The organism is Pseudomonas sp. MPB03 (genome assembly GCF_046605385.1).
Taxonomy (GTDB): Bacteria; Pseudomonadota; Gammaproteobacteria; order Pseudomonadales; family Pseudomonadaceae; genus Aquipseudomonas; species Aquipseudomonas zanjanensis.
The window spans coordinates 708,263-733,227 of sequence record NZ_CP176770.1; the positions used below are offsets into that span (position 1 = coordinate 708,263).

General features: G+C 62.4%; 24 protein-coding genes and 1 pseudogene. 5 read left to right on the forward strand and 20 right to left on the reverse strand.

Annotated features, from left to right (window positions below):
• Nucleotides 1-52: 52 nt before the first annotated feature.
• The 10 genes and pseudogenes from ACLH0I_RS03020 to ubiE form a co-directional block, all read right to left on the reverse strand.
• The gene (locus tag ACLH0I_RS03020) at nucleotides 53-1,957 is read right to left on the reverse strand and encodes a methyl-accepting chemotaxis protein (RefSeq protein WP_411386257.1); all 1,905 of its coding nucleotides are present in this window, start codon (nucleotides 1,955-1,957) and stop codon (nucleotides 53-55) included.
• A 114-nt stretch (nucleotides 1,958-2,071) separates the two neighbouring features.
• Nucleotides 2,072-2,779 (reverse strand): 16S rRNA (uracil(1498)-N(3))-methyltransferase, encoded by a 708-nt coding sequence (locus ACLH0I_RS03025; RefSeq protein WP_250966020.1) that lies wholly within the window; start codon nucleotides 2,777-2,779, stop codon nucleotides 2,072-2,074.
• A complete protein-coding gene (gene tatC, locus ACLH0I_RS03030) occupies nucleotides 2,776-3,573 on the reverse strand; it encodes a twin-arginine translocase subunit TatC (RefSeq protein ID WP_411386258.1) in 798 nt (265 codons plus the stop codon). Before tatC ends, ACLH0I_RS03025 begins: the two co-directional genes overlap by 4 nt.
• Entirely contained in the window at nucleotides 3,570-3,989 is a 420-nt protein-coding gene (gene tatB, locus ACLH0I_RS03035) for a Sec-independent protein translocase protein TatB (RefSeq protein WP_186706103.1), read from the reverse strand. The genes tatC and tatB overlap by 4 nt, the downstream gene beginning before the upstream one ends.
• Before the next feature lie 10 nt (nucleotides 3,990-3,999).
• The gene (locus ACLH0I_RS03040) at nucleotides 4,000-4,287 is read right to left on the reverse strand and encodes a twin-arginine translocase TatA/TatE family subunit (protein WP_411386259.1); all 288 of its coding nucleotides are present in this window, start codon (nucleotides 4,285-4,287) and stop codon (nucleotides 4,000-4,002) included.
• Nucleotides 4,288-4,311: 24 nt separating this feature from the next.
• Nucleotides 4,312-4,644 (reverse strand): phosphoribosyl-ATP diphosphatase, encoded by a 333-nt coding sequence (locus ACLH0I_RS03045; protein WP_186706101.1) that lies wholly within the window; start codon nucleotides 4,642-4,644, stop codon nucleotides 4,312-4,314.
• Nucleotides 4,637-5,035 carry a phosphoribosyl-AMP cyclohydrolase gene (hisI, locus tag ACLH0I_RS03050; protein WP_003196931.1) on the reverse strand — a complete coding sequence of 133 codons (399 nt, stop codon included), beginning with the start codon at nucleotides 5,033-5,035 and terminating at the stop codon, nucleotides 4,637-4,639. The genes ACLH0I_RS03045 and hisI overlap by 8 nt, the downstream gene beginning before the upstream one ends.
• 81 nt (nucleotides 5,036-5,116) lie before the next feature.
• Nucleotides 5,117-6,721, reverse strand: a complete 1,605-nt coding sequence (gene ubiB, locus ACLH0I_RS03055) for a ubiquinone biosynthesis regulatory protein kinase UbiB (RefSeq protein WP_411386260.1) — start codon at nucleotides 6,719-6,721, stop codon at nucleotides 5,117-5,119.
• Nucleotides 6,718-7,342: pseudogene (locus ACLH0I_RS03060) on the reverse strand (SCP2 domain-containing protein). Before ACLH0I_RS03060 ends, ubiB begins: the two are co-directional and overlap by 4 nt.
• The gene (gene ubiE, locus ACLH0I_RS03065) at nucleotides 7,342-8,112 is read right to left on the reverse strand and encodes a bifunctional demethylmenaquinone methyltransferase/2-methoxy-6-polyprenyl-1,4-benzoquinol methylase UbiE (RefSeq protein ID WP_003196937.1); all 771 of its coding nucleotides are present in this window, start codon (nucleotides 8,110-8,112) and stop codon (nucleotides 7,342-7,344) included. The pseudogene ACLH0I_RS03060 and the gene ubiE overlap by 1 nt, the downstream one beginning before the upstream one ends.
• 155 nt (nucleotides 8,113-8,267) lie before the next feature.
• On the opposite strand from ubiE, the gene ACLH0I_RS03070 reads away from it, so the two are divergent.
• The 3 genes from ACLH0I_RS03070 to ACLH0I_RS03080 all read left to right on the forward strand — a co-directional run bounded on the left by ACLH0I_RS03070 (nucleotide 8,268) and on the right by ACLH0I_RS03080 (nucleotide 10,148).
• Nucleotides 8,268-8,543, forward strand: coding sequence for a polyhydroxyalkanoic acid system family protein (locus ACLH0I_RS03070; RefSeq protein ID WP_053117622.1), 276 nt, complete (start codon nucleotides 8,268-8,270; stop codon nucleotides 8,541-8,543).
• Between the two features lie 263 nt (nucleotides 8,544-8,806).
• A complete protein-coding gene (locus tag ACLH0I_RS03075) occupies nucleotides 8,807-9,229 on the forward strand; it encodes a phasin family protein (protein ID WP_411386261.1) in 423 nt (140 codons plus the stop codon).
• 10 nt (nucleotides 9,230-9,239) lie between these two features.
• Nucleotides 9,240-10,148 carry a phasin family protein gene (locus ACLH0I_RS03080; protein ID WP_411386262.1) on the forward strand — a complete coding sequence of 303 codons (909 nt, stop codon included), beginning with the start codon at nucleotides 9,240-9,242 and terminating at the stop codon, nucleotides 10,146-10,148.
• A 204-nt stretch (nucleotides 10,149-10,352) separates the two neighbouring features.
• Here ACLH0I_RS03080 and ACLH0I_RS03085 read toward each other — a convergent pair whose 3' ends face one another.
• The 10 genes from ACLH0I_RS03085 to ACLH0I_RS03130 all read right to left on the reverse strand — a co-directional run bounded on the left by ACLH0I_RS03085 (nucleotide 10,353) and on the right by ACLH0I_RS03130 (nucleotide 23,542).
• Nucleotides 10,353-10,973 (reverse strand): TetR/AcrR family transcriptional regulator, encoded by a 621-nt coding sequence (locus ACLH0I_RS03085; RefSeq protein WP_411386263.1) that lies wholly within the window; start codon nucleotides 10,971-10,973, stop codon nucleotides 10,353-10,355.
• A gap of 60 nt (nucleotides 10,974-11,033) precedes the next feature.
• Nucleotides 11,034-12,716: a class II poly(R)-hydroxyalkanoic acid synthase gene (gene phaC, locus ACLH0I_RS03090; RefSeq protein WP_411386264.1), complete on the reverse strand. Its 1,683-nt coding sequence runs from the start codon at nucleotides 12,714-12,716 to the stop codon at nucleotides 11,034-11,036.
• 112 nt (nucleotides 12,717-12,828) lie between these two features.
• A complete protein-coding gene (phaZ, locus tag ACLH0I_RS03095; RefSeq protein WP_003186648.1) occupies nucleotides 12,829-13,686 on the reverse strand; it encodes a poly(3-hydroxyalkanoate) depolymerase in 858 nt (285 codons plus the stop codon).
• A 259-nt stretch (nucleotides 13,687-13,945) separates the two neighbouring features.
• Nucleotides 13,946-15,625, reverse strand: coding sequence for a class II poly(R)-hydroxyalkanoic acid synthase (phaC, locus tag ACLH0I_RS03100; protein WP_411386265.1), 1,680 nt, complete (start codon nucleotides 15,623-15,625; stop codon nucleotides 13,946-13,948).
• Between the two features lie 278 nt (nucleotides 15,626-15,903).
• On the reverse strand, nucleotides 15,904-16,281 hold the full coding sequence (locus tag ACLH0I_RS03105; protein WP_207962976.1) for a gamma-butyrobetaine hydroxylase-like domain-containing protein: 378 nt from the start codon (nucleotides 16,279-16,281) through the stop codon (nucleotides 15,904-15,906).
• Nucleotides 16,282-16,447: 166 nt separating this feature from the next.
• Nucleotides 16,448-17,785, reverse strand: coding sequence for an ATP-dependent protease ATPase subunit HslU (gene hslU / locus ACLH0I_RS03110; RefSeq protein WP_411386266.1), 1,338 nt, complete (start codon nucleotides 17,783-17,785; stop codon nucleotides 16,448-16,450).
• A 43-nt stretch (nucleotides 17,786-17,828) separates the two neighbouring features.
• Nucleotides 17,829-18,359, reverse strand: coding sequence for an ATP-dependent protease subunit HslV (gene hslV, locus ACLH0I_RS03115; RefSeq protein ID WP_003196958.1), 531 nt, complete (start codon nucleotides 18,357-18,359; stop codon nucleotides 17,829-17,831).
• A 256-nt stretch (nucleotides 18,360-18,615) separates the two neighbouring features.
• The gene (locus ACLH0I_RS03120; RefSeq protein ID WP_053117638.1) at nucleotides 18,616-19,320 is read right to left on the reverse strand and encodes an SPOR domain-containing protein; all 705 of its coding nucleotides are present in this window, start codon (nucleotides 19,318-19,320) and stop codon (nucleotides 18,616-18,618) included.
• Nucleotide 19,321: 1 nt separating this feature from the next.
• Entirely contained in the window at nucleotides 19,322-21,058 is a 1,737-nt protein-coding gene (gene argS / locus ACLH0I_RS03125) for an arginine--tRNA ligase (RefSeq protein WP_411386267.1), read from the reverse strand.
• 264 nt (nucleotides 21,059-21,322) lie between these two features.
• The gene (locus ACLH0I_RS03130; RefSeq protein ID WP_411386268.1) at nucleotides 21,323-23,542 is read right to left on the reverse strand and encodes a primosomal protein N'; all 2,220 of its coding nucleotides are present in this window, start codon (nucleotides 23,540-23,542) and stop codon (nucleotides 21,323-21,325) included.
• Nucleotides 23,543-23,839: 297 nt separating this feature from the next.
• Between ACLH0I_RS03130 and rpmE the strand changes: the two genes are divergently transcribed.
• Both rpmE and ACLH0I_RS03140 read left to right on the forward strand, forming a co-directional pair.
• Nucleotides 23,840-24,064, forward strand: a complete 225-nt coding sequence (gene rpmE, locus ACLH0I_RS03135; RefSeq protein WP_053117645.1) for a 50S ribosomal protein L31 — start codon at nucleotides 23,840-23,842, stop codon at nucleotides 24,062-24,064.
• Between the two features lie 11 nt (nucleotides 24,065-24,075).
• Nucleotides 24,076-24,888, forward strand: coding sequence for a thermonuclease family protein (locus ACLH0I_RS03140; RefSeq protein ID WP_411386269.1), 813 nt, complete (start codon nucleotides 24,076-24,078; stop codon nucleotides 24,886-24,888).
• Nucleotides 24,889-24,965 lie beyond the last annotated feature (77 nt).

Sequence of the window (24,965 nt, forward strand, 5' to 3'; positions counted from 1 at the left end):
GCCAAGCGGGAGCAAGCTCCCTCGCCACACAGGGTTTGTGCCTGCCCTTGGGTCAGACCTTGAAGCGCCCCACCAGCGTCTGCAAATGAGCCCCCAACCGCGCCAGTTCGGCGCTGGAAGCGGCGGTTTCTTCACTGGAAGCGGCCGTCTGTTCGGAGACATCGCGAACATTCACGACGCTGCGGTTGATCTCCTCGGCCACGGCGCTCTGTTGCTCGGCCGCGGCGGCGATCTGTTGGTTCATCGACTGGATCGCGGAAACGGTGCGGGTGATGTTTTCCAGTGAGCTACCGGCACGGCGAGTCAATTCGACGCTGCTGTCGGTCAGGTTGCGACTGTTGTCCAGGCTGGACGCGACTTGTTCGGTTCCGGTCTGCAGGCCTAGGACCAGTTGCTCGATCTCTTCGGTGGACTTCTGGGTGCGCTGGGCCAGGCTGCGTACCTCGTCGGCCACCACCGCGAACCCACGCCCGGCTTCACCGGCCCGGGCCGCCTCGATGGCCGCGTTGAGGGCCAGCAGGTTGGTTTGCTGGGCCACGGACTTGATCACGTCCAGGACGCTGCCGATCTTGTCGCTCTCGCGTTTGAGGTGGCCCATGGCTTCGGTGGAATTGCCCACAGCGTTGGACAGGCGCTCGATCTGGGCGATGGCTTCGCCAACCACCTTTTCGCCTTCGCGAGCCTGCTGGTCCGCGGCGACGGTCGCTTCGCTCGCTTGTTCGGCATTGCGCGCCACTTCCTGCACCGTGGCGGTCATTTCGTGCATGGCGGTGGCGACCTGGTCGGTTTCCACTTTCTGGCTATTGACCCCGGCGCTGGTCTGCTCGGTGACGGCCGAAAGCTGTTCGGCGGCGCTGGCGATTTGCGTGACGCCGTCGCAAATGCCACCGATCAATTGCCGCAGGCCCACGGTCATGCTCTGCATGGCACGTTGCAGTTGGCCCAGTTCGTCGCGGCGCTCGGAACTTAGGTTGTGGGTCAGGTCGCCTGCCGCCACGCGTTCGGCGACCTTGAGGGTCTGCTCCAGTGGAGTGACGATCTGCCGGGTGATCACCATGGCTGCGATCACCCCGAACAGCAGGGCCAACGCAGCGGCCGAGATCAGGAAGAGGTTGGCTCTGGCGGCCTCATGGTCGCGCACGTCCGTTTGGGACAACGTGATGTCCCTACTGGCCCCGCGTAGCACAACCCCCAAGTCGGACATGCGCTTGATGGCGGCAGCGCTGGCGGCCTGGGCTTCATGGAACTGGCTGACGGCGGCACGATAGGCCTTGAACGACTCGCTGGCCTGTTGCAGGCTGGCGGCGTGTTCAGCGGGCAGTTGGGCCGGCAGGCTGCCAAGCGCTTTCAGCGCGTTATCGATGGCATCCAAGGCCGGCTGCTCGGCATCGGCCTGGCCGCTGTAGGTGTAGCCGCGAACCTGATAGCGGGCTTGCTGGATGGCCTTGCTCAGACTCACCACGCTGTCGAGTTGAGCCGCGTTCTCGCTTTGCCGTATGGCGCTTTCAACGCTGGCGACTCGGGCCACGGTGTTATCGGCGCTGGCGCCCAGCTTGCTGCGCGCATTCTCACGACTGACTGTGGCGCGGACCAATTCGGCAACGACAGTCCTGTACTCGGCAATAACCGCCAGTTGTTTGTCGATGAGCGCCACATCGGCCGATTGCTTGATCGATTGGCGAGCAGCCTGTAGTCCAGGTTCCAATTTACCGAGGAGATCGTTGAGGTCACCTGGGCCTTTCTCGCCGCGGGTCGCGTCGTAATCCATACGCGCGGAGCGCAGGTCCTTGGTCAGGTCGTTCAGGCTGGCGATGAGCCCCAGCGTGTCGCCGTGGGCAATCACTTTACCCAGGCCGGTCCAGCCGGTGAAAGCGATCATCACGGTCAAGAACAGCACCAGGCCGAAACCGAAGCCAAGTTTGCGATTGACGCCTACGTTACCTAGCCATCGGATCATGCTGGTACTCCCTTGAAGGGCGGAATTGCGTTGTATAAAACGCTATCGGCTCAGAAAAGGAGAGCAGGAGCAATGAGTTAGATGCCTTTGGAATAGCGTGGCAAACCAAAGGGATCAGAACAGTCGTGCGAGCAGGGCCGTAACGGCAGTTTCCACCCGCAGGATCCGTTCCCCAAGCTGCACCGGTTGCAAGCCGGCCTTGCCCAGCAGATCGATCTCGTAGGGGATCCAGCCGCCTTCGGGGCCAATTGCCAGGGTGACGGGTTCCGTCAGGGCCCGGGGGCAGGGCGGGTGGTTGCCCGGGTGGCCGACCAGCCCGAGGGTCCCGTCCACAAGGGCCGGCAGGCGGTCTTCAACGAAGGGCTTGAAGCGCTTTTCAATGATGATTTCAGGCAGGACGCTGTCCCGGGCTTGCTCCAGCCCCAGGATCAGTTGCTCCCGAATTGCCTCGGGCTCCAGGAACGGCGTCTGCCAAAAGCTCTTTTCCACGCGATAGCTGTTGACCAGCACCACCCTCGGCACGCCCATGGTGGCGATGGTCTGGAACACTCGCCGGAGCATTTTCGGACGCGGCAGCGCCAACACCAGGGTCAAGGGCAACTTGGCCGGTGGAGGCTGGTCGAGGATCACTTGCAGTTCGGCTTCCCGAGCTTCCAGGCGCAGCACCTGGGCCGAGCCCATCAACCCGCCAATGCGCCCGACACGCAGGCTGTCGCCGACCGCGCTGCGGTGGACTTCCTGCATGTGGGTCAACCGGCGATCGCTCAGGATGACGCGGTCAGGCCCGATGAAGTCGGCCTCTTCGAGCAGCAGCAGGTTCACGCTTGGGTCGCTGGGGGCTGATCGTTATGGTCATCGACCGGTTGGTCCTCGGGGTCTTCCTTCCGACGTTTGCGCACCAGGCCACCGAACAGGATGCCGATCTCGAACAGTAGCCACATCGGCACGGCCAACAGGGTCTGGGAGAAAATGTCCGGCGGGGTCAGGATCATGCCGACCACGAAGCAGCCGATGATCACGTAGGGGCGGATCTTCTTCAGGTAGGCGACGTCGACCACGCCGATCCACACCAGCAGCACCACCGCCACCGGGATTTCGAACGCCACGCCGAAGGCGAAGAACAGCGTCATGACGAAATCCAGGTAGCTGCTGATGTCCGTCATCATTTCCACGCCCGCCGGGGTGGCGGCGGCGAAGAACTTGAAGATCAGCGGGAACACCAGGTAATAGGCGAAGGCCATGCCGGTGTAGAACAGCAGGATGCTGGACACCAGCAGCGGCACGGCGATGCGTTTTTCATGCTTGTACAGGCCAGGTGCGATGAAGCCCCAGATCTGGTGCAGGATCACCGGGATCGCCAGGAACAGCGAGACCATCATCGTCAGCTTCAGTGGCGTCAGGAACGGCGACGACACGTCGGTGGCGATCATCGTCGCCCCTACCGGCAAGTACTGGCGCAGCGGCGTGGAGACGAAGGTGTAGATCTGCTGGGTGAAGGAAAACAGCCCGGCGAAGATGATGAAAACCGCCGCGACGCAACGCAGCAGGCGGGTGCGCAACTCGGTGAGGTGCGATACCAGCGGCATCGGCTGGTCGTTTTCGGGGATATCGCTCATGGGGCTCGCGGCGGCAAAGTAGGGTCGTTAGGCGCAGGCGCAGCGGTGGAGGCTGTGTCCGCTACCGTCGGTGTCGCTGGCGCCGGTTCTGCCACCGGCACGCCGCTTTCTGGCGTTTGGGAAGCCATCGTCGGCTCGACCACGGGCTGGACCGGCGTCGGTTCCTGTTGGGTCGGCGTGAAGATTTTCCGCGCTTCCTGCTCCAGGGACAGAATATGTTCGTTGTGCAGTTGCCGACGGATATCGTCGGCACCGATTTCACGTTCAACTTCCTGTTTGATCGCATTGAAGCTGCGCTTCAGGCGCCCGATCCACAGACCGGCAGTGCGCGCAGCGCCCGGCAGGCGCTCGGGGCCCAATACCAACAGGGCGACGAGGCCGACGAGCAGCAGTTCAGTGAAGCTGATCCCAAACATTAGTCAGTGCTCACGAGTCTTTGCGGATGGGCTCTTCGACTTTCTGGGCCTGCACATCGATGGTATTCGGTGCATTCACAGGCTGAGTGGCCTGCGGGTGTACCGGTTGGGCCGGTTGGCCGGGCTGGGCTTGGGTGGTCGTCGGATCGGTCGGTTTTTCATCATCGTTCATGGCTTTGCGAAAGCCCTTGATCGACTCGCCGACATCGGTGCCGAGGTTTTTCAGTTTCTTGGTACCGAACACCAGCACCACGACGACCAGGATGACGACCCAGTGTTTCCAGTCAAAGATACCCATGTGGCTACTCCTCTCAAAAATTGATCAGGCGGACGGGCGCGAGGCTTTCTCGACGTGCCCGGACAGACCGAAACGACGGTCCAGTTCATCCAGTACGGCCTGCGGATGCTGCCCCAGTTGGGCCAGCATGACCAGGCTGTGGAACCACAGGTCGGCGGTCTCGTAGATCACGTCGCTGCAATCGCCGCTGACAGCGGCGTCCTTGGCGGCGAGGATAGTCTCGATCGACTCTTCGCCGACTTTCTCCAGAATCTTGTTCAAGCCCTTGTGGTAAAGGCTGGCGACATAGGAACTGTCAGCCGCGGCGCCCTTGCGCTCTTCCAGCACCTGGGCCAGGCGGGTCAGGGTGTCACTCATGGGTATGTCCTGAATAAATGGCATGCGGGTCCTTGAGCACCGGGTCGACGGTTTTCCAGTCGCCGTTCTCGAAGACGCGATAAAAGCAGCTTTGACGGCCGGTGTGGCAGGCAATCTCGCCGACCTGTTCGACCATCAGGATGATGACGTCGCCGTCGCAGTCCAGGCGCATCTCATGCAGGTGCTGCACGTGGCCGGACTCTTCTCCCTTGCGCCACAGCTTGCCACGGGAACGTGACCAATAGATGGCGCGGTTCTCGGCAGCGGTCAGGGCCAGTGCTTCGCGGTTCATCCAGGCCATCATCAATACGCGCCCGGTCTTGTGGTCCTGGGCGATGGCCGGCACCAGGCCGTCAGCGTCCCACTTGATCTCGTCCTGCCAGTTTTTCATCGTTGACTCCGACCATGGGCCGCGCACCTGGAATCGGCGGGCCCAGCGTTGAAACAGTGTGCCAGCGTGAACCGGTGCTGGCTATCGACGAACGACCAGATACAGACCGACCACCACCATGATACCGGCCGGCCAGTGGCCCAGTTGGCTCAGCGGCCCGCCGGTCGCCAGCACCGCGCCGCCACCCAGGTGAGCCGCGCCAAGCAGGCGCAACAGCCAGTCGTCCTTGCGTCGGTGCCACGGGGGCGCCGGGTCGTGGGCGTGGGGCTGGGACATGCGTTCGAGCAGGTCGCGGGTCATGTTGGCCAGGTGCGGGATCTGCTCGAACTGGCTCTGCACGTTGCCCAGCAAGGTTCGCGGGCTGACGCGCTCGCGCATCCAGCGTTCGAGGAACGGTTGGGCGGTGTTCCACAGGTCGAGGTCCGGGTACAGCTGACGGCCCAGACCCTCAATGTTCAGCAGGGTTTTCTGCAACAGCACCAACTGCGGCTGGACCTCCATGTTGAAGCGACGTGCAGTCTGGAACAGGCGCATCAGTACCTGGCCGAAGGAAATATCTTTTAACGGTTTTTCGAAGATCGGTTCGCACACGGTACGGATCGCCGCTTCGAATTCGTTGAGCTTGGTCTCGGCCGGCACCCAGCCTGAATCGATGTGCAGTTGGGCGACGCGACGGTAGTCACGCTTGAAGAAGGCGAACAGGTTGCGTGCCAGGTAGTCCTGGTCCTCAGGGGTCAGGCTGCCGACGATGCCGCAGTCGATGGCAATGTATTGCGGGCTCCATGGCTGCACGGTGCTGACGAAGATGTTGCCCGGGTGCATGTCGGCGTGGAAGAAACTGTCGCGAAACACCTGGGTGAAGAAAATTTCCACGCCGCGCTCGGCCAGCAATTTCATGTCAGTGCGCTGGTCGGCCAAGGTCGCCAGGTCAGTCACCTGGATGCCGTAGATGCGCTCCATCACCAATACTTTCGGCCGGCACCAGTCCCAATAGACTTGCGGCACATAGAGCAGCGGCGAGCCCTCGAAGTTGCGGCGCAACTGGCTGGCGTTGGCGGCCTCGCGCAGCAGGTCGAGTTCGTCGTAGATGGTTTTTTCGTAATCCTGGACCACGTCCACCGGGTGCAGCAGGCGGGCATCGGCCGACAGCCGCTCGGCGGCACGGGCGAGAATGAACAGCCACGCCAGGTCCTGGGCGATGATCGGCTTGAGGCCCGGGCGAATGACCTTGACCACCACTTCTTCGCCGCTCTTGAGTTGCGCGGCGTGAACCTGGGCCACGGAAGCCGAGGCCAGGGGCTCGACATCGAAACGGCTGAAGACTTCGCTGATCTTCTTGCCCAGCTGTTCCTCGATCAGCGCCACCGACAGCTTGGAATCGAACGGCGGCACGCGGTCTTGCAGCAACATCAGCTCGTCGGCGATGTCTTCGGGCAACAGGTCGCGACGGGTCGAGAGGATCTGCCCGAACTTGATGAAGATCGGTCCCAGGTCCTGCAGAGCCAGGCGCAAGCGCGCGCCGCGCGTCAGGTCCAGGGTTCGCCGGGGAAACCAGCGCCACGGCAGCACGAAGCGCAGCGCCAGGAGAAACCAGGGCAACGGCAAGGCGAACAGCAGGTCATCGAGGCGGTAGCGGATCACGACGCGCTGGATGCGCAACAAACGGCGGACGGCAAGCAGCTTCATGCGTTATCGCTTGGTTTCAAGGGATCGGGAAAGGCGCTCGAAACGCGCCTCGAGGCGTTCCAGGTCAAGCTTGACCTGGTCCAGTTCATCAAAACGGGCCTGGGCCTCGCGTTGGCCTACGAGGGTACGCGATTCTTCGGCCAGGTATTCACTCAGATTCTGTCCCAGGCTGGCGAAGCCCTGGCGATACCAGCGGCGGCGGCTGTTCAAATGGCCGCTGAGCAGCTGGGTCGCCACCGGGCCGATCCAACGGGACACTTCGTATTCCCAGTCCAGCTCCAGGTCCTGGAGAATCGCCGCCAGTTCCAGCAGTACGCCGCTGTCGCCGTCGAGCTCGACGTCGGGGCTGTGCAGCACCGCGCTCTTGTCCTTGCCCAGGGCCAGGTTCAGCAGGCTCGACGCCGGGGCGCGCAGCGTGCAGTCCACTTCGGCTTCCCAGTGGGCGGCGAGCATCAGGCCTTCGTCGCTGGGCAGGATGAACAACCGCAACGCCGGGCTACGGCAGTCGACGGCGATGACTTTGCCGCTCAAGTGCGCCAGGCGCGGGAGCGCCGTGCTGTCCAGGCGCAGCACCCGGTTGAGGCCGAGTTCGACGCTGGCGAGCAGGCCGGTGAGCAACATCAGGGCTTGATACCGCGATGCAGGGCGACGATGCCTGCGGTCATGTTGTGGTAGGTCACGCGGTCGAAACCGGCCTCGACCATCATCGACTTCAGGGTTTCCTGGTTCGGGTGCATGCGGATCGATTCGGCCAGGTAGCGGTAGCTTTCCGAGTCATTGGTGATCAGCTTGCCCATCAGCGGCATGAAGGCGAACGAGTAGGCGTCATAGGCCTTGGACATCAGCGCGTTGGTTGGCTTGGAGAACTCCAGCACCAGCAGGCGACCGCCGGGCTTGAGCACGCGCAGCATCGAACGCAGGGCGTCTTCCTTGTGGGTGACGTTGCGCAGGCCGAAAGCGATGGTCACGCAGTCGAAATGGTTGTCGGGGAACGGCAGCTTTTCAGCGTCGGCCTGGACGAATTCAACATTGCCGGCCACACCCAGGTCCAGCAGGCGGTCGCGACCGACCTTGAGCATGGATTCGTTGATATCGGCCAGGACCACCTGGCCGGTCGGCCCGACGATGTGGGAGAACTTCTTCGTCAGGTCGCCCGTGCCGCCGGCGATGTCCAGCACGCGGTTACCGCTGCGCACGCCCGACAGCTCGATCGCGAAACGCTTCCAGAGGCGGTGCATGCCGCCCGAGAGCAGGTCGTTCATCAAGTCGTACTTGGCGGCTACGGAGTGAAAAACCTCGGCGACTTTTTCCGCCTTCTGGCTTTCCGGCACGTTCTTGAAGCCGAAGTGAGTGGTGGGTTCGGCATCGCTGCCTTTGCGCTGATCAGTCATATCGCGGTCACCAAAAAAGAATGCGGGACATTCTAATCCCGGTGGAGGGCTTTGTCTTGGCAAGGCTGAAGGTAAGATGGGCAACCGCCGGGACGTTTTGACGCAGCCAGGGTTTGAAACGTTCAGGCAAGTCCCGATAAAACAGGAGTCATCCGATGGCCCGTATAACGGTTGAACGTGCCCATGGCCTGGGCAAGGAAGCGGCGCGAGAGAAGGCCGACAAGCTGGCGCAGAAGTTGTCCGACAGCTATGGCCTGGAGCCGCAGTGGGTGGGCGATACCCTGAAACTCAAGCGTTCCGGGGTCAAGGGCGAAGTGCACGTGGGCGAGGATTCGATCCGCGTCGACGTGGAGCTGGGCATGTTGATGTCGGCCATGAGCGGCACGATCAAAGGCGAAATCGAAAAGGCGCTGGATAAGGCGTTGGCTTGATTGACCGAAGGGTGGCGAATGCAAATTAAGGTTCACCACCCAACCCTGTGGGAGCGAGCTTGCTCGCGATTGCATTGGTTCAGTCACATCAAGCTTGGCTGACACTCCGCCATCGCGAGCAAGCTCGCTCCCACAATGGCAGTCATCGCCTTCGGAATATGTGTCAGTTGTTAGGGTGCCGTTTCTAATTATTGTCACTACTTTGTGCCTGAGCCCGTCCCTGTGCGGGCAGTTCCTCAAACCTTTTTCGAGTGAGGTGCACCATGGCCAAAGTTATCCTGAAGAAAAAAACCGACGTTGAATCTTCCACGCTCGGCGACGTGAAAACGTACGCGCGCAAGATCTGGCTGGCGGGTCTGGGCGCCTACACGAAGGTCGGCCAGGAAGGCGGCGAGTATTTTCAAGAGTTGGTAAAAGCTGGCGAAGTTATTGAAACCAAAGGCAAAAAGAAAATTGCCGGGAAACTTGAAGCGGCCAACAGCGAATTGATTGAAGCCAAGACCGACGTCAATACTTTCAAGGCCCGGGTTGAAGTACAACTCGATAAAGTCGAGAAGGTATTCGATGCCCGTGTTGCAAGTGCCTTGAATCGTATCGGCATTCCGTCTAAACATGACGTTGAGGCACTCTCTGCTAAGCTCGATGAGCTGACAGCATTGCTCGAACGTGTCGCGCGTAAACATTAAGGAGAACGGGATGGCTGGTAAAAAAATCACAGAAAAAGAAGGCAGCTCGTGGGCCGGGAAGATTGAAAAGTATTCCCGCAAAATCTGGCTGGCTGGTTTAGGCGTGTACTCGAAGATCGACACTGACGGCAGCAAGCTCTTCGAGTCTCTGGTTAAGGACGGCGAAAAGGCCGAAAAACTCACCAAGACGGCGGTCGGCAAACAAGTCGATGCAGCCAAGGACTCTGCCGAGTCCGCCAAGTCGCGAATCGGCGGCGTGAAAGATCGTGCGCTGGGCAAATGGGACGAACTGGAGGGGGCTTTCGACAAGCGCCTGAACAGTGCGATCTCCCGCCTGGGCGTGCCGAGCCGTAATGAAGTCAAGGCGCTGCACAGCAAGGTCGACACACTGACCAAGCAGATCGAAAAACTCACCGGCGCCAAAGTCGCACCGGTGGCGACCAAGACGGCGGCGGCCAAGCCGGCCGCTAAAACGGCAGCCAAGCCACTGGCCAAGGCAGCGGCAAAACCCGCTGCCAAACCTGCGGTGAAAGCAGCGGCCAAGCCAGCGGCTAAAACCGCAGCGGCCAAACCCGCTGCCAAGGCGGCAGCCAAACCGGTAGCGGCGAAAGCGGCTGCCAAGCCCGCTGCAAAACCTGCAGCCAAACCGGCGGCCAAGACGGCAGCAGCTAAACCTGCTGCGGCTAAACCAGCGGCTAAACCCGCTGCCAAGCCTGCGGCAAAAGCGGCGGCCAAACCAGCTGCGGCGAAAAAGCCTGCCGTGAAAAAACCGGCCGCGCCAAAAGCTGCCGCACCCAAGGCACCCACCGCGGCCGCCAAACCGGCAACCGCGACCACGACGAACTCCGCCGCGGCTCCGACCCCGGTCGCCACTCCAGCACCGGCGCAGGCTCCAACGCCGCCATCTACCCAGTCCTGATATCCAGGGCTGACAAAAATGCCCGGTCTATGTAGGCCGGGCTTTTTTATTTGTACGCAGGTCAACCTGTGGGAGCGAGCTTGCTCGCGATAGCGGTGGGTCAGCCACATTGATGTTGGAGGTGCCGCAGTCATCGTCGGATCGCCGCCCGGAGCAAGCTCGCTCCCACAATGGACCTGCCCCTGCCCCTGCCCCTGCCCGTGGTTAGTCGTGCTCTTCCAGGTATCGCAGCGCCAATCGTTCGGTCGCCACTTTGGTCGCAGGCGGCAGGTGCGGGGCCACCAGCATCATGATCTGGTAGACCACCAATCGAACCTCGCCCTCACGATCCAGGATCCGCTGATAGTCCAGGGAGAACAGCAGGGTCATGGTGATCTGCTCCACCAACTGCCCCAGGGCCTGGGTATCGCTGACCAGCAGCTCCTGCGCCTTGAGTTGCGCCAGCAGTGAGGCGAGGGTTCGCTTCAGGGCGTTGAGCAACTGGCGGATGCCCTTGGCCAGCTTTGGCAGGCGTCCGGCCAGGTTGGACAGGTCCTGGAACAGAAACCGGTACTGGGCCAGGCGCTCGACGATCAAGTGCAGGAACAGCCAGTAGTCTTCCGGCGCCAATTGCGCGTCCGCCGGAGGGTCCAGCAGCGGCGCCAGCTCGCTCTGGAAGCGCTCGAACAGCCCCAGGATCAGCGGTTCCTTGCCATGGAAGTGGTAGTAGAGGTTGCCTGGGCTGATGCCAATTTCGTTGGCAACTTCCATGGTCGATACGTTCGGCTCGCCCTTTTCGTTGAATAATTGCAGGGCACATTCAAGGATGCGGTCGCGGGTTTTCATCCGGTCTTCTTAATGGTCAAGTCGTGCCACGGCCAAGCGCCTGGCCGTGGCGTGAGGCCTTCAGCGCACGCGAACATAGGTTCCAGGGGCGGCGTCCAGCGGCGGGTAATTAACGTTGCCCAAGGTCATCTGGGTTTCGTGCTGGGCGCCGGAGCGTGCCTGGATCCAGCCCAGCCATTGCGTCCACCAGCTGCCTTCGACGTGCGTGGCGTCGTAGTACCAGGCTCGCGGGTCGCTGCTCAGTTTCGCGCTTTCGATGTAGTTGGCCTTGGGGTTGCCTGGCGGGTTGAGGATGCTCTGGACATGGCCGCTGTTGGAGAGCACGAAGCGTTTTTCGCCCCCCAGCAGGAGGGTCGAGCGATACACCGCGTCCCAAGGCGTGATGTGGTCGTTGATACCGCCCACGCTGAAGCTGTCCACCGTCACTTTTTGCAGGTCGATGGGCGTGCCGCACACTTCCAGGCCGCCGGGATGGGTCAGTGGGTTGTGCTTGAAGAAGTCCAGCAGGTCGCCGTGGTAGGCCGCCGGCAGCCGCGTGCAGTCGTTGTTCCAGTAGAGGATGTCGAAGGCTGGCGGCTCCTTGCCCAGCAGGTAGTTGTTGATGAAGTAGGTCCAGATCAGGTCGTTGGGGCGCATCCAGGCGAACACGCGGGCCATGTCGCGACCATCGAGGATGCCCTTCTGGTAGGAGCGGCGCTTGGCGGCTTCGAGGGTCTGCTCGTCGATGAACAGCGTGGCCGGGCTGTCGATCTGGCTGTCCAGCAGGCTCACCAGGTACGTGGCGCTGGCGACCCGGCGTAGCTGGCGCTTGGCTTGCAGGTGGCCTTGCAGGGCGGCGATGGTCATGCCACCGGCGCAGGCGCCCATCAGGTTGACCTCGCGAGCGCCAGTGATCGCCCGGCACACATTCATCGCCTCTTCGGTGGCCTCGACATAGCTGGACAGGCCCCATTCGCGGTGGCGTACGTCCGGGTTGCGCCAACTGATGATGAAGACCTGCAAACCGTTTTTCAGGGCGTACTGGACAAAGCTGTTGGAGGGGCTGAGGTCGAAGATGTAGAACTTGTTGATCTGCGGCGGGACGATCAGCAATGGCTTGGCGTACTGCTTTTCGCTCATGGGCCGGTACTGGATCAGTTCGAGCAGTTCGTTGCGAAACACCACCGCGCCGGGTGTGGTCGCCAGGGTCTTGCCGACCTCAAAGGCGTGGGGCGTGGTTTGGCGCGGCAAGCCGTCGTTGTGCAGCAGGTCGTCCACCAGGTGGCTGATGCCGCGGACCAGGCTGGAGCCACCGGAGTTGAACAGCTCCTTGACCGCCAGCGGGTTGAGCAAGGTATTGGACGGCGCTACGGCGTCGTTGAGCAGGGCAAAGGCGAAGTGGGCGCGGGCGCGGTCGTCCTCGTTCATGTCGCTTTCGTCGATCCAGCTCTTGACCTGTTTTTGCCAACTCAGGTAGGCCTGCAAACTACGGCGATAGAAGGGGTTGAGCTGCCAGGTGGGATCGGCGAAACGCGGGTCGTTGGGGTTGGTGGGGTGAAGGGTCTCGCCCAGCAGCACACGGCCCAACTGACTGCCCAGTTTCAACGCATGCCGGGCACTGTGCACCGGGTTGCGCAAGCCGTGTACGGCCACGCTGCGCAAGGTGGACAGCAGGTCCCTGCCACGCAGTCCGGTGACCGCACTTTGTGCGTTGATGAAACTGGCAGGTGCGGGCATGGAACCCTTCGCCGGTTTGTCGCGCATGAGTCAACTCCTTCGTCATCAGGCTAAAAACAAACACACCGAACCAGACAACATAGTCGCTGTTTCGGGTTGCTGCGCAATCCGGCGTCCTGCCAGGCGCTAATGGGCGGTTTCAGCCACCGCCCAGCGGCGAGGGATGCGGATGCATCACCGCGCGCTGACGTTCTTCCTCCAGGAATTTCATGATGATCGGCGCCACCGCCTCGGCCCGGGTGATCAGGAACAGATGACCGTCATCGATGATGTGCAATTGGGCGTTGGGAATGCGCCAGGCCAGCATGCGCATGTTGATCAATGGAATCAGCGGGTCGTCATCGCCGGCCAGCACCAGGGTCGGCTGGTGGATCTTGTGCAGCCAGTGGATGCTGGTCCAGCCCAGGCCGGCGAACAGTTGCCAGTAATAACCGAGCTTGCCCGCCGAACGCACCTTGGCTGCGTGGCTGGCCGCCAGGCTCGGGTCGCGGCGGAACGAACCACCATAGATCAGTGGCGCGATACGCATCACGTGGGACGGTTGAACATAGCGCCGGGGGCTGGCCATCATCCACAGCACCTTCGGTTTGCCCGGCACCATCACCGCCCCGGCCGCCGTGGCCGCCAATACCAGCTTCTTGCAGCGCTCCGGGTAGTCGTAGGCGAACTGCTGGGCCAGGGCGCCCCCCCAGGACACGCCGATCACGTTGACCTGCCCGTAATCGAGGTAATCGAGCATCCGCGCGGTGAGTTTGGCCAGGCCCGGAAAGCGATACGGCCGGTTGGGCGTCGATGAGCCGCCGACGCCAGGCACGTCAAAGGCGATGACTTCCAGGTCCGGGTCCAGGGCCTGGATGAACGGGAACACCAGCTCCAGGTTGGCGCCGATGCCGTTGAAAATCAGCAATGGCGTCAAGTGAGGCTTGCCGGGACGTACCGCGGTGCGCAAGGTCTGGCCATCCAGATCGACGGTACGGAAGATGTACGGTTGCGGCATGCTTCAAGCCCTGTGGGTTGGGTCGCTGTCTTTCATTTTTCCCCCGATCCCTGTGGGAGCGAGCTTGCTCGCGATGGCAGCGGTACATCCAGCATCCATATGTGCTGACACACCGTCATCGCGAGCAAGCTCGCTCCCACATTGGATCTGCTGTGAACATGAGTTTGCGTTCGCCAGCGCTGTGGGCCTTACATGTCCATGTCGGCTGCCGGAGTGCATTCGTGAGCAAGCCCACGCCCCAGCAGACGAGTTGCATCCATTACCGCTCATGCACATAGGTGCCGGGCGCCGCTTCACCGGCCGGGTAGGCCTTGTTGCCCAGCACGGTCGGGGCCTTTTTCAGTTTGCCCGAGCGCTCGGCCTGCCAGGCTTGCCAGTGCAGCCACCAGGAGTCGGTGTGCTTGGTGGAGTTTTCCTGCCAGTCCTCGGCCTTGGCCGGCATGTCCTCGCCGGTCATGTAGCGCGACTTGGGGTTGCCGGGCGGGTTGAGAATGCTCTGGATATGACCGCTGCTGGACAACACGAACTCCACCTTGCCACCGAACAATTGCGCGGACTTGTAGCAGGACTTCCATGGCGTGATGTGGTCGTTGGTGCCGGCCAGGGAGAAGATGTCGGCGGTGACCTGCTTGAGGTCGATGGGCGTGCCGCACACTTCCAATGCGTTGGGGCGGATCAGTGGATTGTTCTTGAACATTTCGATGAGGTCGCCGTGGAACGCCGCCGGCAGCCGTGTGGTGTCGTTGTTCCAGAACAGGATGTCGAACACAGGCGGTTCGTTGCCCAACAGGTAATTGTTGACCCAGTAGTTCCAGATCAGGTCGTTGGGGCGCATCCAGGCAAAGACCTTGGCCATGTCGCGGCCCTCGAGTACGCCGGCCTGGTAGGAGTGGCGCTTGGCCGCTTCCAGGGTCTGCTCATCGACGAACAGCGCCACGTCGGTGTCCAGGGTGGTGTCGAGCACACTCACCAGCAAGGTCAGGGCATTGACCTTTTTCTCGCCGAGGGCGGCGTAATGGCCCAGCAGCGCGGTGCAGGTGATGCCGCCGGAGCAGGCGCCGAGCATGTTCACGTCCTTGCTGCCGGTGATGGCCGTGACCACGTCCACCGCTTCCTTGAGCGCCTCGATGTAGGTCGACAGGCCCCACTCGCGCTGCGCCTTGGTGGGGTTGCGCCAGCTGACAATGAACGTTTGTACGTTGCTGCGCAGGCAGAAGCGCGCCAGGCTCTTGTCCGGGCTCAGGTCGAAGACGTAGAACTTGTTGATCTGTGGTGGCACCACCAGCAGCGGTCGCTCGTGGACCTGCTCGGTGATGGGCCGGTACTGGATCAGCTCCAGCACGTCGTTGCGAAACACCACGGCGCCTTCGGTCACGCCCAGGCTCTTGCCGACCTCGAACGCGCCCATGTTCACCTGGCTCGGCATCCCACCGTTGTGCACGATATCCTTGGCCAGGTGGGACAGCCCGTCGAGCAGGCTCTTGCCGCCGGTTTCGAAGAAGCGCTTGACCGCCGCCGGGTTGGCCGCCGAGTTGGTCGGGGCCATGGCTTCGGTCATCAGGTTGATCACGAAATGCCCGCGGCTGATGTCCGCGGGCGGGAGGTTGCTGTCGTCGATCCAGGCGTGCAGCTCCTTGCGCCACGCCAGGTAGGTTTGCAGGTAACGTTTGTAGAGTGGGTTCTGGCTCCACGCCGGGTCGGCGAAGCGACGATCGTCGCCGGCCGGTTGCAGCCCGGACTTGCCGAACAGGACGTTCTTGAGCTCGACGCCGAAATGGGCGACGTGCTTGACGCTGTGCAGTGGTTGCTTGATGGCCTGGGTCAGCACCATCCGGGCAGAGGCCAGCAGGTCTTTCCTGCGCAAGCCGACGACGGGATTCAAGCCCAGGGTGTTTTCCGAGGCTTGGTACTTCAACTCATCGTTGTTCTTGTTGCTCATCTACGACGCTCCATTGTCCTTCAGACGAGTACCGGGATCGTGCCATGAAGCCGCAAGGCCAATACCAGGTACGCTGCTCGGGGTGACCATAAATTCCGCATCGAGGGCAATGAGGAAACGTGTGCCAGGAACTCGCCGGTTCCTTTGCAGGGAACTTGCCAGCTCCATTGGTTACCCGAGTTTAATTTTTTTCGCAAGCAGGCCAGTCATTGACGTTGCTGCGCGGGCATTCAAGCAGATGAGTCTAGAAAATTCGCCCTAAAGCGCCAGCCCTTGAGTTAGAGCATCAGCTTGACGACGGACTCGTTCGGATCGCGGGTTTTTCCGGCGGCCTTGAGTTCGTCAAGATAATCGTTCCACAAGTCTTGCTGGCGCACCGCCAACTGGTAGAGGTAGTCCCAGGTGAACAAACCGCTGTCGTGGCCGTCGTCGAAGGTCAGTTTCAGTGCGTACTGGCCGGCGGGTTCGACCTTGGTCAGGGCAACGTTGAGCTTGCCGTATTGCAGGATGGGTTTGCCGTGGCCCTGGACCTCGGCGGAAGGCGAGTGAACCCGCAGGAACTCGGCGGGCAGATGGTACTCCTCGTCCGGCGCGTATTTGAGCGTCAGGGTCTTGGAGGCTTTGTGCAGGTTGATGGCGGTGGGGAGTTTGGTCATGGGCTGTGATCCGTCTCTGAAGGACGCGTTGATCTGCGAAACGACGCGGGCCATGTGGGAGCGAGCTTGCTCGCGATAGCGGTTTGACAGTCAACACATGGGCTGACTGTTATGCCGCCATCGCGAGCAAGCTCGCTCCCACAGGTCCGGGGAACCTGTCGGTGGCTTACAGGATATACCGCGACAGGTCTTCGTTCTGCGCCAGTTCACCCAGGTGGCTGTTGACGTACTCGGCGTCGATGAGAATCGGCGCTTCGTTGTGGGCGCTGGCCAGGTCGCCGGCGCTGAACGACACTTCCTCGAGCAAGCGTTCGAGCAGCGTGTGCAGGCGACGGGCGCCGATGTTCTCGGTCTTCTCGTTGACCTGCCAGGCGATCTGGGCCAGGCGCTTGATGCCTTCTGGCGTGAACTCGATGTTCAGGCCTTCGGTCTTGAGCAGCGCGCAGTACTGTTCGGTCAGGGACGCATGGGGCTCGCTGAGGATGCGCTCGAAGTCTTCCGGCGTCAGCGCCTTGAGTTCGACACGGATCGGCAGGCGACCCTGCAGCTCCGGCACCAGGTCGCTCGGTTTGCTCAGGTGGAACGCACCGGACGCAATGAACAGGATGTGGTCGGTCTTGACCATGCCCAGCTTGGTGTTGACCGTGCAGCCTTCGATCAGCGGCAGCAGGTCGCGTTGCACACCTTCGCGGGACACATCGGCGCCGCCGACATTGCCGCGCTTGGCAACCTTGTCGATTTCATCGATAAACACGATGCCATGCTGCTCGACCGCTTCCAGTGCCTTGGCCTTCAATTCTTCTTCGTTGACCAGGCGACCGGCTTCTTCGTCGCGCACCAGTTTCAGCGCTTCTTTAACCTTGAGCTTGCGGCTCTTCTTCTTGCCCTTGCCCATGTTGGCAAACAGGCTCTGCAACTGGTTGGTCATTTCTTCCATGCCCGGTGGCGCGGAAATGTCGACGCCAGCCATTTCGGCCACTTCGATCTCGATTTCCTTGTCATCCAGTTGGCCTTCGCGCAGGCGCTTGCGGAACAACTGGCGGGTGTTGGAATCCTGTGTCGCGGCGGAGTCGGCGTTGAAGCCCATGCGCGCTGGCGGCAGGAGCGCATCGAGAATGCGTTCTTCGGCAGCGTCTTCGGCGCGATGGCGAACCTTGGTGATTTCCTGTTCGCGCAGCAACTTGATCGCCGCGTCGGCCAAGTCACGGATGATCGATTCGACGTCGCGGCCGACATAACCGACTTCGGTGAACTTGGTGGCTTCGACCTTGATGAACGGCGCGTTGGCGAGCTTGGCCAGGCGTCGGGCGATTTCGGTCTTGCCGACACCGGTCGGGCCAATCATCAGGATGTTCTTGGGGGTCACTTCGACGCGCAGCTCTTCGGGCAGCTGCATCCGGCGCCAGCGGTTACGCAGGGCGATGGCGACGGCGCGCTTGGCATCGTCCTGGCCGATGATGTGGCGGTTGAGTTCGTGGACGATTTCGCGGGGAGTCATGGACATAGTATTTGGCGGTCCTCAAGCAGAAGTCTGGGCCTGGAAGGGCTTACTCCGCGAGGTCCTGCTCCTCAATGGTCTGGGTGTGATTGGTGAAGACACAGATGTCGCCGGCGATGCCCAAGGCAGTCTCGACGATCTCGCGGGCCGACAGGTCGGTCTTTTTCAGCAGGGCGCTGGCCGCGGCCTGCGCGTAGGCACCGCCGGAACCCATGGCGATCAGGCCATCCTCGGGCTCAACGACGTCGCCGTTGCCGGTGATGATCAACGAGGCGTCCTTGTTGGCGACCGCGAGCATGGCTTCGAGGCGGCTCAGGGAGCGGTCGGTGCGCCATTCCTTGGCCAACTCCACGGCGGCGCGGACCAAGTGGCCCTGGTGTTTCTCAAGCTGGCCTTCGAAACGTTCGAACAACGTGAAGGCGTCGGCAGTGGCCCCGGCGAAACCGGCGATGACCTCGCCGTGATACAGGCGACGAACTTTCTTCGCGTTGCCTTTCATCACGGTGTTGCCCAATGAAACCTGGCCGTCGCCGCCCATGACGACTTTGCCATGACGGCGGACTGAAACGATGGTGGTCAAGGGAAGAGTCTCCACGCAGCGGGGCGAAAATGCCCGGATGGAACTCATATGGGGGTGGCGTGGGGTTTTTCAACTGCAAGGGTGCGGAGGGGATGAGTGGTCCCTCGCTGTTTTTGGCAGAGGACTTCTTTGTGGCGAGGGGGCTTGCTCCCGCTGGACCGCGCAGCGGTCCCAAGCTTTTAGGGCTGCTACGCAGCCCAGCGGGAGCAAGCTCCCTCGCCACAAAAGCCCCCGGCCACAGGGGGCTCAGCGAAAATCAGCGGCTCTGGCGTTGTTGTAACAACAGGTTGCTGAAACCACTGCCCGCCAATTGTTTCTGGGCCTTGGTCAGTTCCTCGCGGTTACTGAACGGGCCGACCAGTACCCGGTACCAGGTCTCGTCCTTCACCGTACCGGACTCCACCGACACCGACTGGCCCAGCAGAATGATCTGCGCCCGGACCTTGTCGGCGTCGGCTTCCTTGCGGAACGAACCGGCTTGCAGGAAGAACTTCGTCACCGGCGCAGCTTTCTGCACCGGCGGGGCTGGTGGCGGCGTGATGCCGGCCAGGGCCGCCTGGGCGCGGGCGGTGTCGATTTTCGCCGCTTCGGCCGGGGTCACCGGTGTGGTGGGCACCTGGGGCACTTGCGGCGTCGGCAGGGTTTTCTCCGGCACGGCATCGGGCGGCACGATGACTTCCGATTCCGGCAGCAGGGTGTAGAAGTCGTACTTCGGCTTCACCGGCTGCGTCGGGCTCGGCGGGGTCTTGTTGGCCTCGGCGATGCGCGTGGCTTTCTGCTGCTCTTGGCGGACGCGCTTGACGTCATCGCCCTGGCCCGGCTCCAGCTTCATCAAAAACACAATGAACGCGCCGACGGTCAGGCCGATGGCCATCCACAACCAGCCCGGAATCGGCTGTTTGGCCGGAGGCTGGTAACGACTGGCGCCGCGCTTGGGTGCAGGTTTTTTCTTGGCGGCCAACTTACATGCGCTCCAGGGTTTCCAGGCCGAGCAGTTCCAGGCCTTGCTTGAGCGTGCGCCCGGTCAGTGCGGCGAGGCGCAGGCGGCTCTGCATTTGCTCCGGGGTTTGCGCGTTGAGGATCGGGCAGTTCTCGTAGAAGCTGGAGAACAGGCCGGCGACATCGTACAGGTAGGCGCATAGCGTGTGCGGCGTGCCTTTGTCGGCGACGTTGTTCAGCACTTCGCCGAACTGCGCCAGTTTCGCCGCCAGCTCCTGCTCCTGCGGCGCTTCGAGCACAATCTGGCCGTCTATTTCATTGAAGCCTTTGCCGAGTTTGCGGAACACGCCCGCCACGCGGGTATAGGCGTACAGCAGGTACGGCGCGGTGTTGCCTTCGAAGTTGAGCATCAGGTCGAAGTTGAAGCTGTAGTCGCTGGTGCGGTGCTTCGACAAGTCGGCGTACTTCACCGCGTCGATACCGACGACCTTGGCGATGTTGCGCAGCTCGTCTTCGGCCAGGTCCGGGTTCTTGCCCTTGACCAGGCTGTAGGCGCGGTCCTGGGCTTCGGTCAGCAGGTCGATCAGCTTCACCGTGCCGCCGTCGCGGGTCTTGAACGGACGACCGTCGGCGCCATTCATGGTGCCGAAGCCCATGTGCTCCATCTCCATCGGATGGGTCACGAAACCAGCCAGGCGTGCCACTTCGAACACTTGCTGGAAGTGCAGGGCCTGGCGCTGGTCGACGAAATACAGCACCCGATCGGCCTTGAGCACGCGGTTGCGGTAGCGCACGGCCGCCAGGTCGGTGGTGGCGTAGAGGTAGCCGCCGTCGGCCTTGACGATGATCACCGGCAGCGGCTCGCCATCGGCGGTCTTGAACTGGTCGAGGAACACGCACTGGGCGCCGTTGCTTTCCACCAGCATGCCTTTGGCCCGGAGGTCGTTGACCACGTTGACCAGGTCGTCGTTGTAGGCGCTTTCGCCCATCACGTCGGCCATGGTCAATTTGACGTTCAGCAGCTCGTAGATTTTCTGGCAATGGGACAGGGAGATGTCTTTGAACTTGGTCCACAGTGCCAGGCACTCGGCATCGCCGGCCTGCAACTTGACCACCAGGCCACGGGCGCGGTCGGCGAACTCCGGCGACTCGTCGAAGCGTTGCTTGGCGGCGCGGTAGAAGTTCTCCAGGTCCGACAGCTCGTCGCTGGTGATCGGGTTTTCCTGAAGATAGGCCATCAGCATGCCGAACTGGGTGCCCCAGTCCCCGACGTGGTTCTGGCGGATCACGGTGTCGCCAAGAAACTCCAGGACCCGGGCCACCCCGTCGCCGATGATGGTCGAGCGCAGGTGGCCGACGTGCATTTCCTTGGCCAGGTTGGGGGCCGAGAGGTCGACGACGGTGCGCTGCAACGGGCCGGCCTTGCGCACGCCGATGCGTTCGTCGGCCAGGGCTGCGTCCAGGCGCGAAGCCAGGGCTTGGGTATTCTGGAAGAAATTGATGAACCCGGGGCCGGCGATGTCGGCCTTGCTGACGTTCTCGTCGGCGGGCAGCGCGGCGATGATTTTTTCCGCCAGGTCGCGAGGTTTCATGCCGGCCGGCTTGGCGAGCATCATCGCGATGTTGCTGGCGAAGTCGCCGTGGGTCTTGTCGCGGGTGTTCTCGACCTGAATCGCCGGCGACAGGCCTTCTGGCAGCACACCTTCAGCGACGAGTTGGGTGATGGCTTGCTGGATGAGCTGGCGAATGGTGTCTTTCATGGTCTTCTCTTTCAACCGCAGGCGCGGCGGCGCTTCGATGCGCTGGTGGAAAAACTGGGCATTATCCGTGGCGCGGGCGAGCTTGCCAACTGTAGCGGGTTGGTTGGGGATGTGTGGTGACTATTCTTGCTGGCCTGGATGTACGCAATCCTCTGTGGGAGCGAGCTTGCTCGCGATGGCGGCGGGTCAGCTTGCGTGATGTTGAATGCCAGGCCGCTATCGCGAGCAAGCTCGCTCCCACAGGTGCCAGGCTTTGCGACCCTTTCAATACAAATCCACCGGATCCACATCCAGCGACCAGCGCACCGCCCGCCCGCTGGGTATCTGTTCCAGTACCAGTAGCCAGGCGCTCAGCAGTCGATGCAGCGGCGCCCGGGCATTGGCCTGCAATAAAAGTTGCGCGCGATAGCGCCCGGCTCGCCGCTCCATCGGCGCCGGCACCGGCCCCAGGAGTTCGATGCCGGTGAGGCTCTGCTCTGCCAGCAGACGCTCCGCCTCGCTGCAAGCCTCATCGAGGAAACCTTCGGCCTGCCCCGGCTTGTGGGCTTCGGCCCGCAACAGCGCCAGGTGGGCAAAGGGCGGCAGGCCGGCGCTGCGGCGTTCGCTCAAGGCTTGCTCGGCGAAGGCGAAGTAGCCCTGCTCGGTCAGTTGGATCAGCAGCGGGTGATCGGCCAGGTGCGTCTGGATGATCACTTTGCCCGGTTCCTCGGCCCGCCCGGCCCGGCCCGCGACCTGGACGATCAACTGCGCCATGCGCTCGCTGGCGCGGAAGTCGCCGGAGAATAGCCCGCCATCGGCGTCGAGGATCGACACCAGGGTGACCCGTGGGAAGTGATGCCCCTTGGCGAGCATCTGCGTGCCCACCAATATGCACGGCTGACCCTTCTGGATCGTCGCGAACAGTTGGTTCATCGCGTCCTTGCGCGAGGTGCTGTCACGGTCGACCCGCAACACCGGGTAGTCCGGAAACAGGATGCCCAGCCGCTCTTCGGCGCGTTCGGTGCCGGCGCCGACCGGGCGCAAGTCCACTTTGCCGCACTGTGGGCAATGCCTTGGCACGCGCTCGACGTGGCCGCAATGGTGGCAACGCAGCTCGCCATGGCGTTGATGCACGGTCATCCGCGCGTCGCAGCGTTCGCAGCCAGACATCCAGCCGCAGTCGTGGCACAGCAGGGTCGGGGCAAAACCGCGACGATTGAGGAACACCAGGACCTGTTGCCCGGCGGCCAGTGTTTGGCCGATGGCTTGCTGCATCGGTCCGGAAATACCGCTGTCCAGCGGGCGACTTTTCACGTCCAGGCGCAGGAAACGCGGTTGCTTGGCACCGCCGGCCCGTTCGTTCAGGCGCAACAGGCCGTAGCGGCCGGTGTAGGCGTTGTGCAGGCTTTCCAGCGAGGGCGTGGCCGAGCCGAGCACGATCGGGATGTTTTCCTGGCGGGCGCGCACCAATGCCAGGTCGCGGGCGTGATAGCGCAGGCCTTCCTGCTGTTTATAAGAGCCATCGTGCTCTTCGTCGATGATGATCAGGCCAGGGTTCTTCATCGGCGTAAACAGGGCCGAACGGGTGCCGATGATGATGTCGGCCTCGCCATCGCGGGCAGCGAGCCAGGCTTCCAGGCGTTCACGGTCGTTGACTGCCGAGTGCACCAGGGCGATCCGCGCATTGAAGCGTTGCTCGAAGCGCGCCAGGGTTTGCGGGCCGAGGTTGATTTCCGGAATCAGCACCAGGGCCTGCTTGCCGGCCTCCAGGGTCTGGCGGATCAGTTGCAGGTAGACTTCGGTCTTGCCGCTGCCGGTGACGCCTGCCAACAGAAAGGCGTGATAACTGTCGAAACCTGCGCGAATCGCTTCGCAAGCGGCCCGCTGCTCGGCATTGAGCGGCAGTTCCGGCTGGGCCAGCCAATGTTCATGGCGGGCGCCGGGGGCGTGCCGGCGGATTTCCACCTGGACCAGGTCCTTGGCCAGCAACAGGTCCAGGCTGTCCTTGCTGAGCATCAGTTTGCTTAGCAGTTGATGGGCCACGCCATGGGGGTGTTGGGCCAGGGTCGCCAAGGCTTCGCGCTGGCGCGGGGCTCGAGCGATGCGCGGATCGTCCAGCGAGGCCCCCGGGGCCACCGACCAGAACCGCTCCTGGCGCGCCTCGGCCAGCTCGCCCTGGCGCAGTAGCACCGGCAGCGCCCAGCTCAGGGTATCGCCGAAGCTGTGCTGGTAATACTGGGACGTCCACAGGCACAACTTGAACAGCGAGGCGGGCAGCGGCGGCGTGGCATCGAGCAGCGCCAGGGCCGGTTTGAGCTTGTCGGCCGGGACTTCGCTGTGGTCGGTGACTTCCACCAGGATGCCGATCATTTCCCGGCGGCCGAACGGCACCCGCAGGCGCATGCCCGGCTGCAACTGGGCGCGCAGGACCCCGGCCGGGGCGCGGTAGTCGAACAGGCGGCGCAGGGGCGAAGGCAGGGCGAGGCGCAGGATGGCGTCGGGCACGCGGGGCAATCTCAATAAACAGACATTGGGTGAGGCTGGCGCTGGATGTGGGAGCGGGCTTGCTCGCGAAGGCGGATTATCTGGCAGAAATGATGTGCCTGACACACCGCCTTCGCGAGCAAGCCCGCTCCCACAAGTCCCACAAGAAGGATCGCGCATGAGGCCGGGAGCCTAGCAGACGGTTGGTACAAGGCATAGCTTGCGCGAATGACGATGTCTGGTAGAATCCGCGGCCTAATTACGTGCGGTATTCAACAATAGTGTTGGGTGGCGGCACGCTAGCCTGAGGAAAACAGCATGAAAACCGATATCCATCCGGAATACCCAGAAATTGCCGTAACCTGCAGCTGCGGCAACAAGTTCGAAACGCGTTCGACCTACGGCAAAGCCCTGGCGATCGACGTTTGCAACGAATGCCACCCGTTCTACACCGGTAAGCAAAAGACTCTGGATACCGGCGGCCGCGTTCAGAAGTTCGCCGATCGTTTCGGTGCTTTCGGCAAAGTTACTCCAAAAGCCTGAGGCTGATCATTTTGGATGGTCGTCTCGACTGCTCCAGACTGATAAAGAAGGCGTCCCTCGCGGGCGCCTTTTTTGTGTCTGCGATTTGGCTCTGCGGTGCCCAGGCGGCCTGCCCTTCGCCGGGCGACCTGCCACAAGTGGCGGTGCAGCGCGTGGTGGATGGCGACACCTTGTACCTGGCGGATGGCCGCCGCATTCGGATGATCGGCCTCAACAGCCCTGAGCTGGGCAAGCGCGGCCGCGCCGACGAGCCGTTTGCCGTGGCGGCGCGCCAGCGACTCGAGGCCCTGGTGGCTGCCAGCGGTGGCCGAGTGGGCGTATTGCCTGGCAAGGACGACCGGGATGATTACGGTCGCACCCTGGCCCATGTCTACAACGCCCAGGGCGATAATCTCGAAGAGCGCCTGATTGCCGAAGGGTTGGGGTTTCTGGTGGCAGTCGCGCCGAACGTCGACCTGGTCGGTTGCCAGCAAATGGCCGAGCGTCATGCGCGCCAAGCCGGATCAGGTATTTGGAAAAAATCCCCGGTGGTGCGAGCGGAGCAGATCAATGCCCCCGGCTTCGTGCTGACCCGTGGACGAGTAGAAAGCGTGCAACGCAATCGCGGTGGTGTCTGGATTGAATTGCAGGGGGCGGTTGTCCTGCATATTGCGCCCAATTTGCACAGACGTTTTGATGCCTCGGTCCTGGAGCGGCTCAAGGGGCGGACAATCGAGGCGCGTGGCTGGGTTATCGACCGCGCCCGGCGTGGCGGAAATAAAGCCGGTCAAGCGCGATGGATGTTGCCGTTGACTGATCCGGCCATGCTGGAAGCAATCCTGTAGGAAAAAATTGTAGACATTTCGTCGCTATATTGTATGCATGTAGCCCTTGTGTTTCGCGGCTCTTGGCCCAAAGTCGT

Excerpts from the sequence above, each read along its gene's own strand:
- ACLH0I_RS03070 (WP_053117622.1), top strand. The coding sequence starts at position 8,268 with ATGGCCCGTATAACGGTTGAACGTGCCCATGGCCTGGGCAAGGAAGCG.
- rpmE (WP_053117645.1), top strand. The coding sequence starts at position 23,840 with ATGAAAACCGATATCCATCCGGAATACCCAGAAATTGCCGTAACCTGC.
- ACLH0I_RS03040 (WP_411386259.1), bottom strand. The coding sequence starts at position 4,287 with ATGGGTATCTTTGACTGGAAACACTGGGTCGTCATCCTGGTCGTCGTG.
- argS (WP_411386267.1), bottom strand. The coding sequence starts at position 21,058 with ATGAAAGACACCATTCGCCAGCTCATCCAGCAAGCCATCACCCAACTC.
- ACLH0I_RS03105 (WP_207962976.1), bottom strand. The coding sequence starts at position 16,281 with ATGACCAAACTCCCCACCGCCATCAACCTGCACAAAGCCTCCAAGACC.
- hisI (WP_003196931.1), bottom strand. The coding sequence starts at position 5,035 with ATGAAAAACTGGCAGGACGAGATCAAGTGGGACGCTGACGGCCTGGTG.
- phaC (WP_411386264.1), bottom strand. The coding sequence starts at position 12,716 with ATGCGCGACAAACCGGCGAAGGGTTCCATGCCCGCACCTGCCAGTTTC.
- tatB (WP_186706103.1), bottom strand. The coding sequence starts at position 3,989 with ATGTTTGGGATCAGCTTCACTGAACTGCTGCTCGTCGGCCTCGTCGCC.
- ACLH0I_RS03020 (WP_411386257.1), bottom strand. The coding sequence starts at position 1,957 with ATGATCCGATGGCTAGGTAACGTAGGCGTCAATCGCAAACTTGGCTTC.
- ACLH0I_RS03080 (WP_411386262.1), top strand. The coding sequence starts at position 9,240 with ATGGCTGGTAAAAAAATCACAGAAAAAGAAGGCAGCTCGTGGGCCGGG.
- ACLH0I_RS03045 (WP_186706101.1), bottom strand. The coding sequence starts at position 4,644 with ATGAGTGACACCCTGACCCGCCTGGCCCAGGTGCTGGAAGAGCGCAAG.
- hslU (WP_411386266.1), bottom strand. The coding sequence starts at position 17,785 with ATGTCCATGACTCCCCGCGAAATCGTCCACGAACTCAACCGCCACATC.
- phaZ (WP_003186648.1), bottom strand. The coding sequence starts at position 13,686 with ATGCCGCAACCGTACATCTTCCGTACCGTCGATCTGGATGGCCAGACC.
- ACLH0I_RS03085 (WP_411386263.1), bottom strand. The coding sequence starts at position 10,973 with ATGAAAACCCGCGACCGCATCCTTGAATGTGCCCTGCAATTATTCAAC.
- tatC (WP_411386258.1), bottom strand. The coding sequence starts at position 3,573 with ATGAGCGATATCCCCGAAAACGACCAGCCGATGCCGCTGGTATCGCAC.
- ACLH0I_RS03075 (WP_411386261.1), top strand. The coding sequence starts at position 8,807 with ATGGCCAAAGTTATCCTGAAGAAAAAAACCGACGTTGAATCTTCCACG.
- phaC (WP_411386265.1), bottom strand. The coding sequence starts at position 15,625 with ATGAGCAACAAGAACAACGATGAGTTGAAGTACCAAGCCTCGGAAAAC.
- ubiB (WP_411386260.1), bottom strand. The coding sequence starts at position 6,721 with ATGAAGCTGCTTGCCGTCCGCCGTTTGTTGCGCATCCAGCGCGTCGTG.
- ubiE (WP_003196937.1), bottom strand. The coding sequence starts at position 8,112 with ATGACTGATCAGCGCAAAGGCAGCGATGCCGAACCCACCACTCACTTC.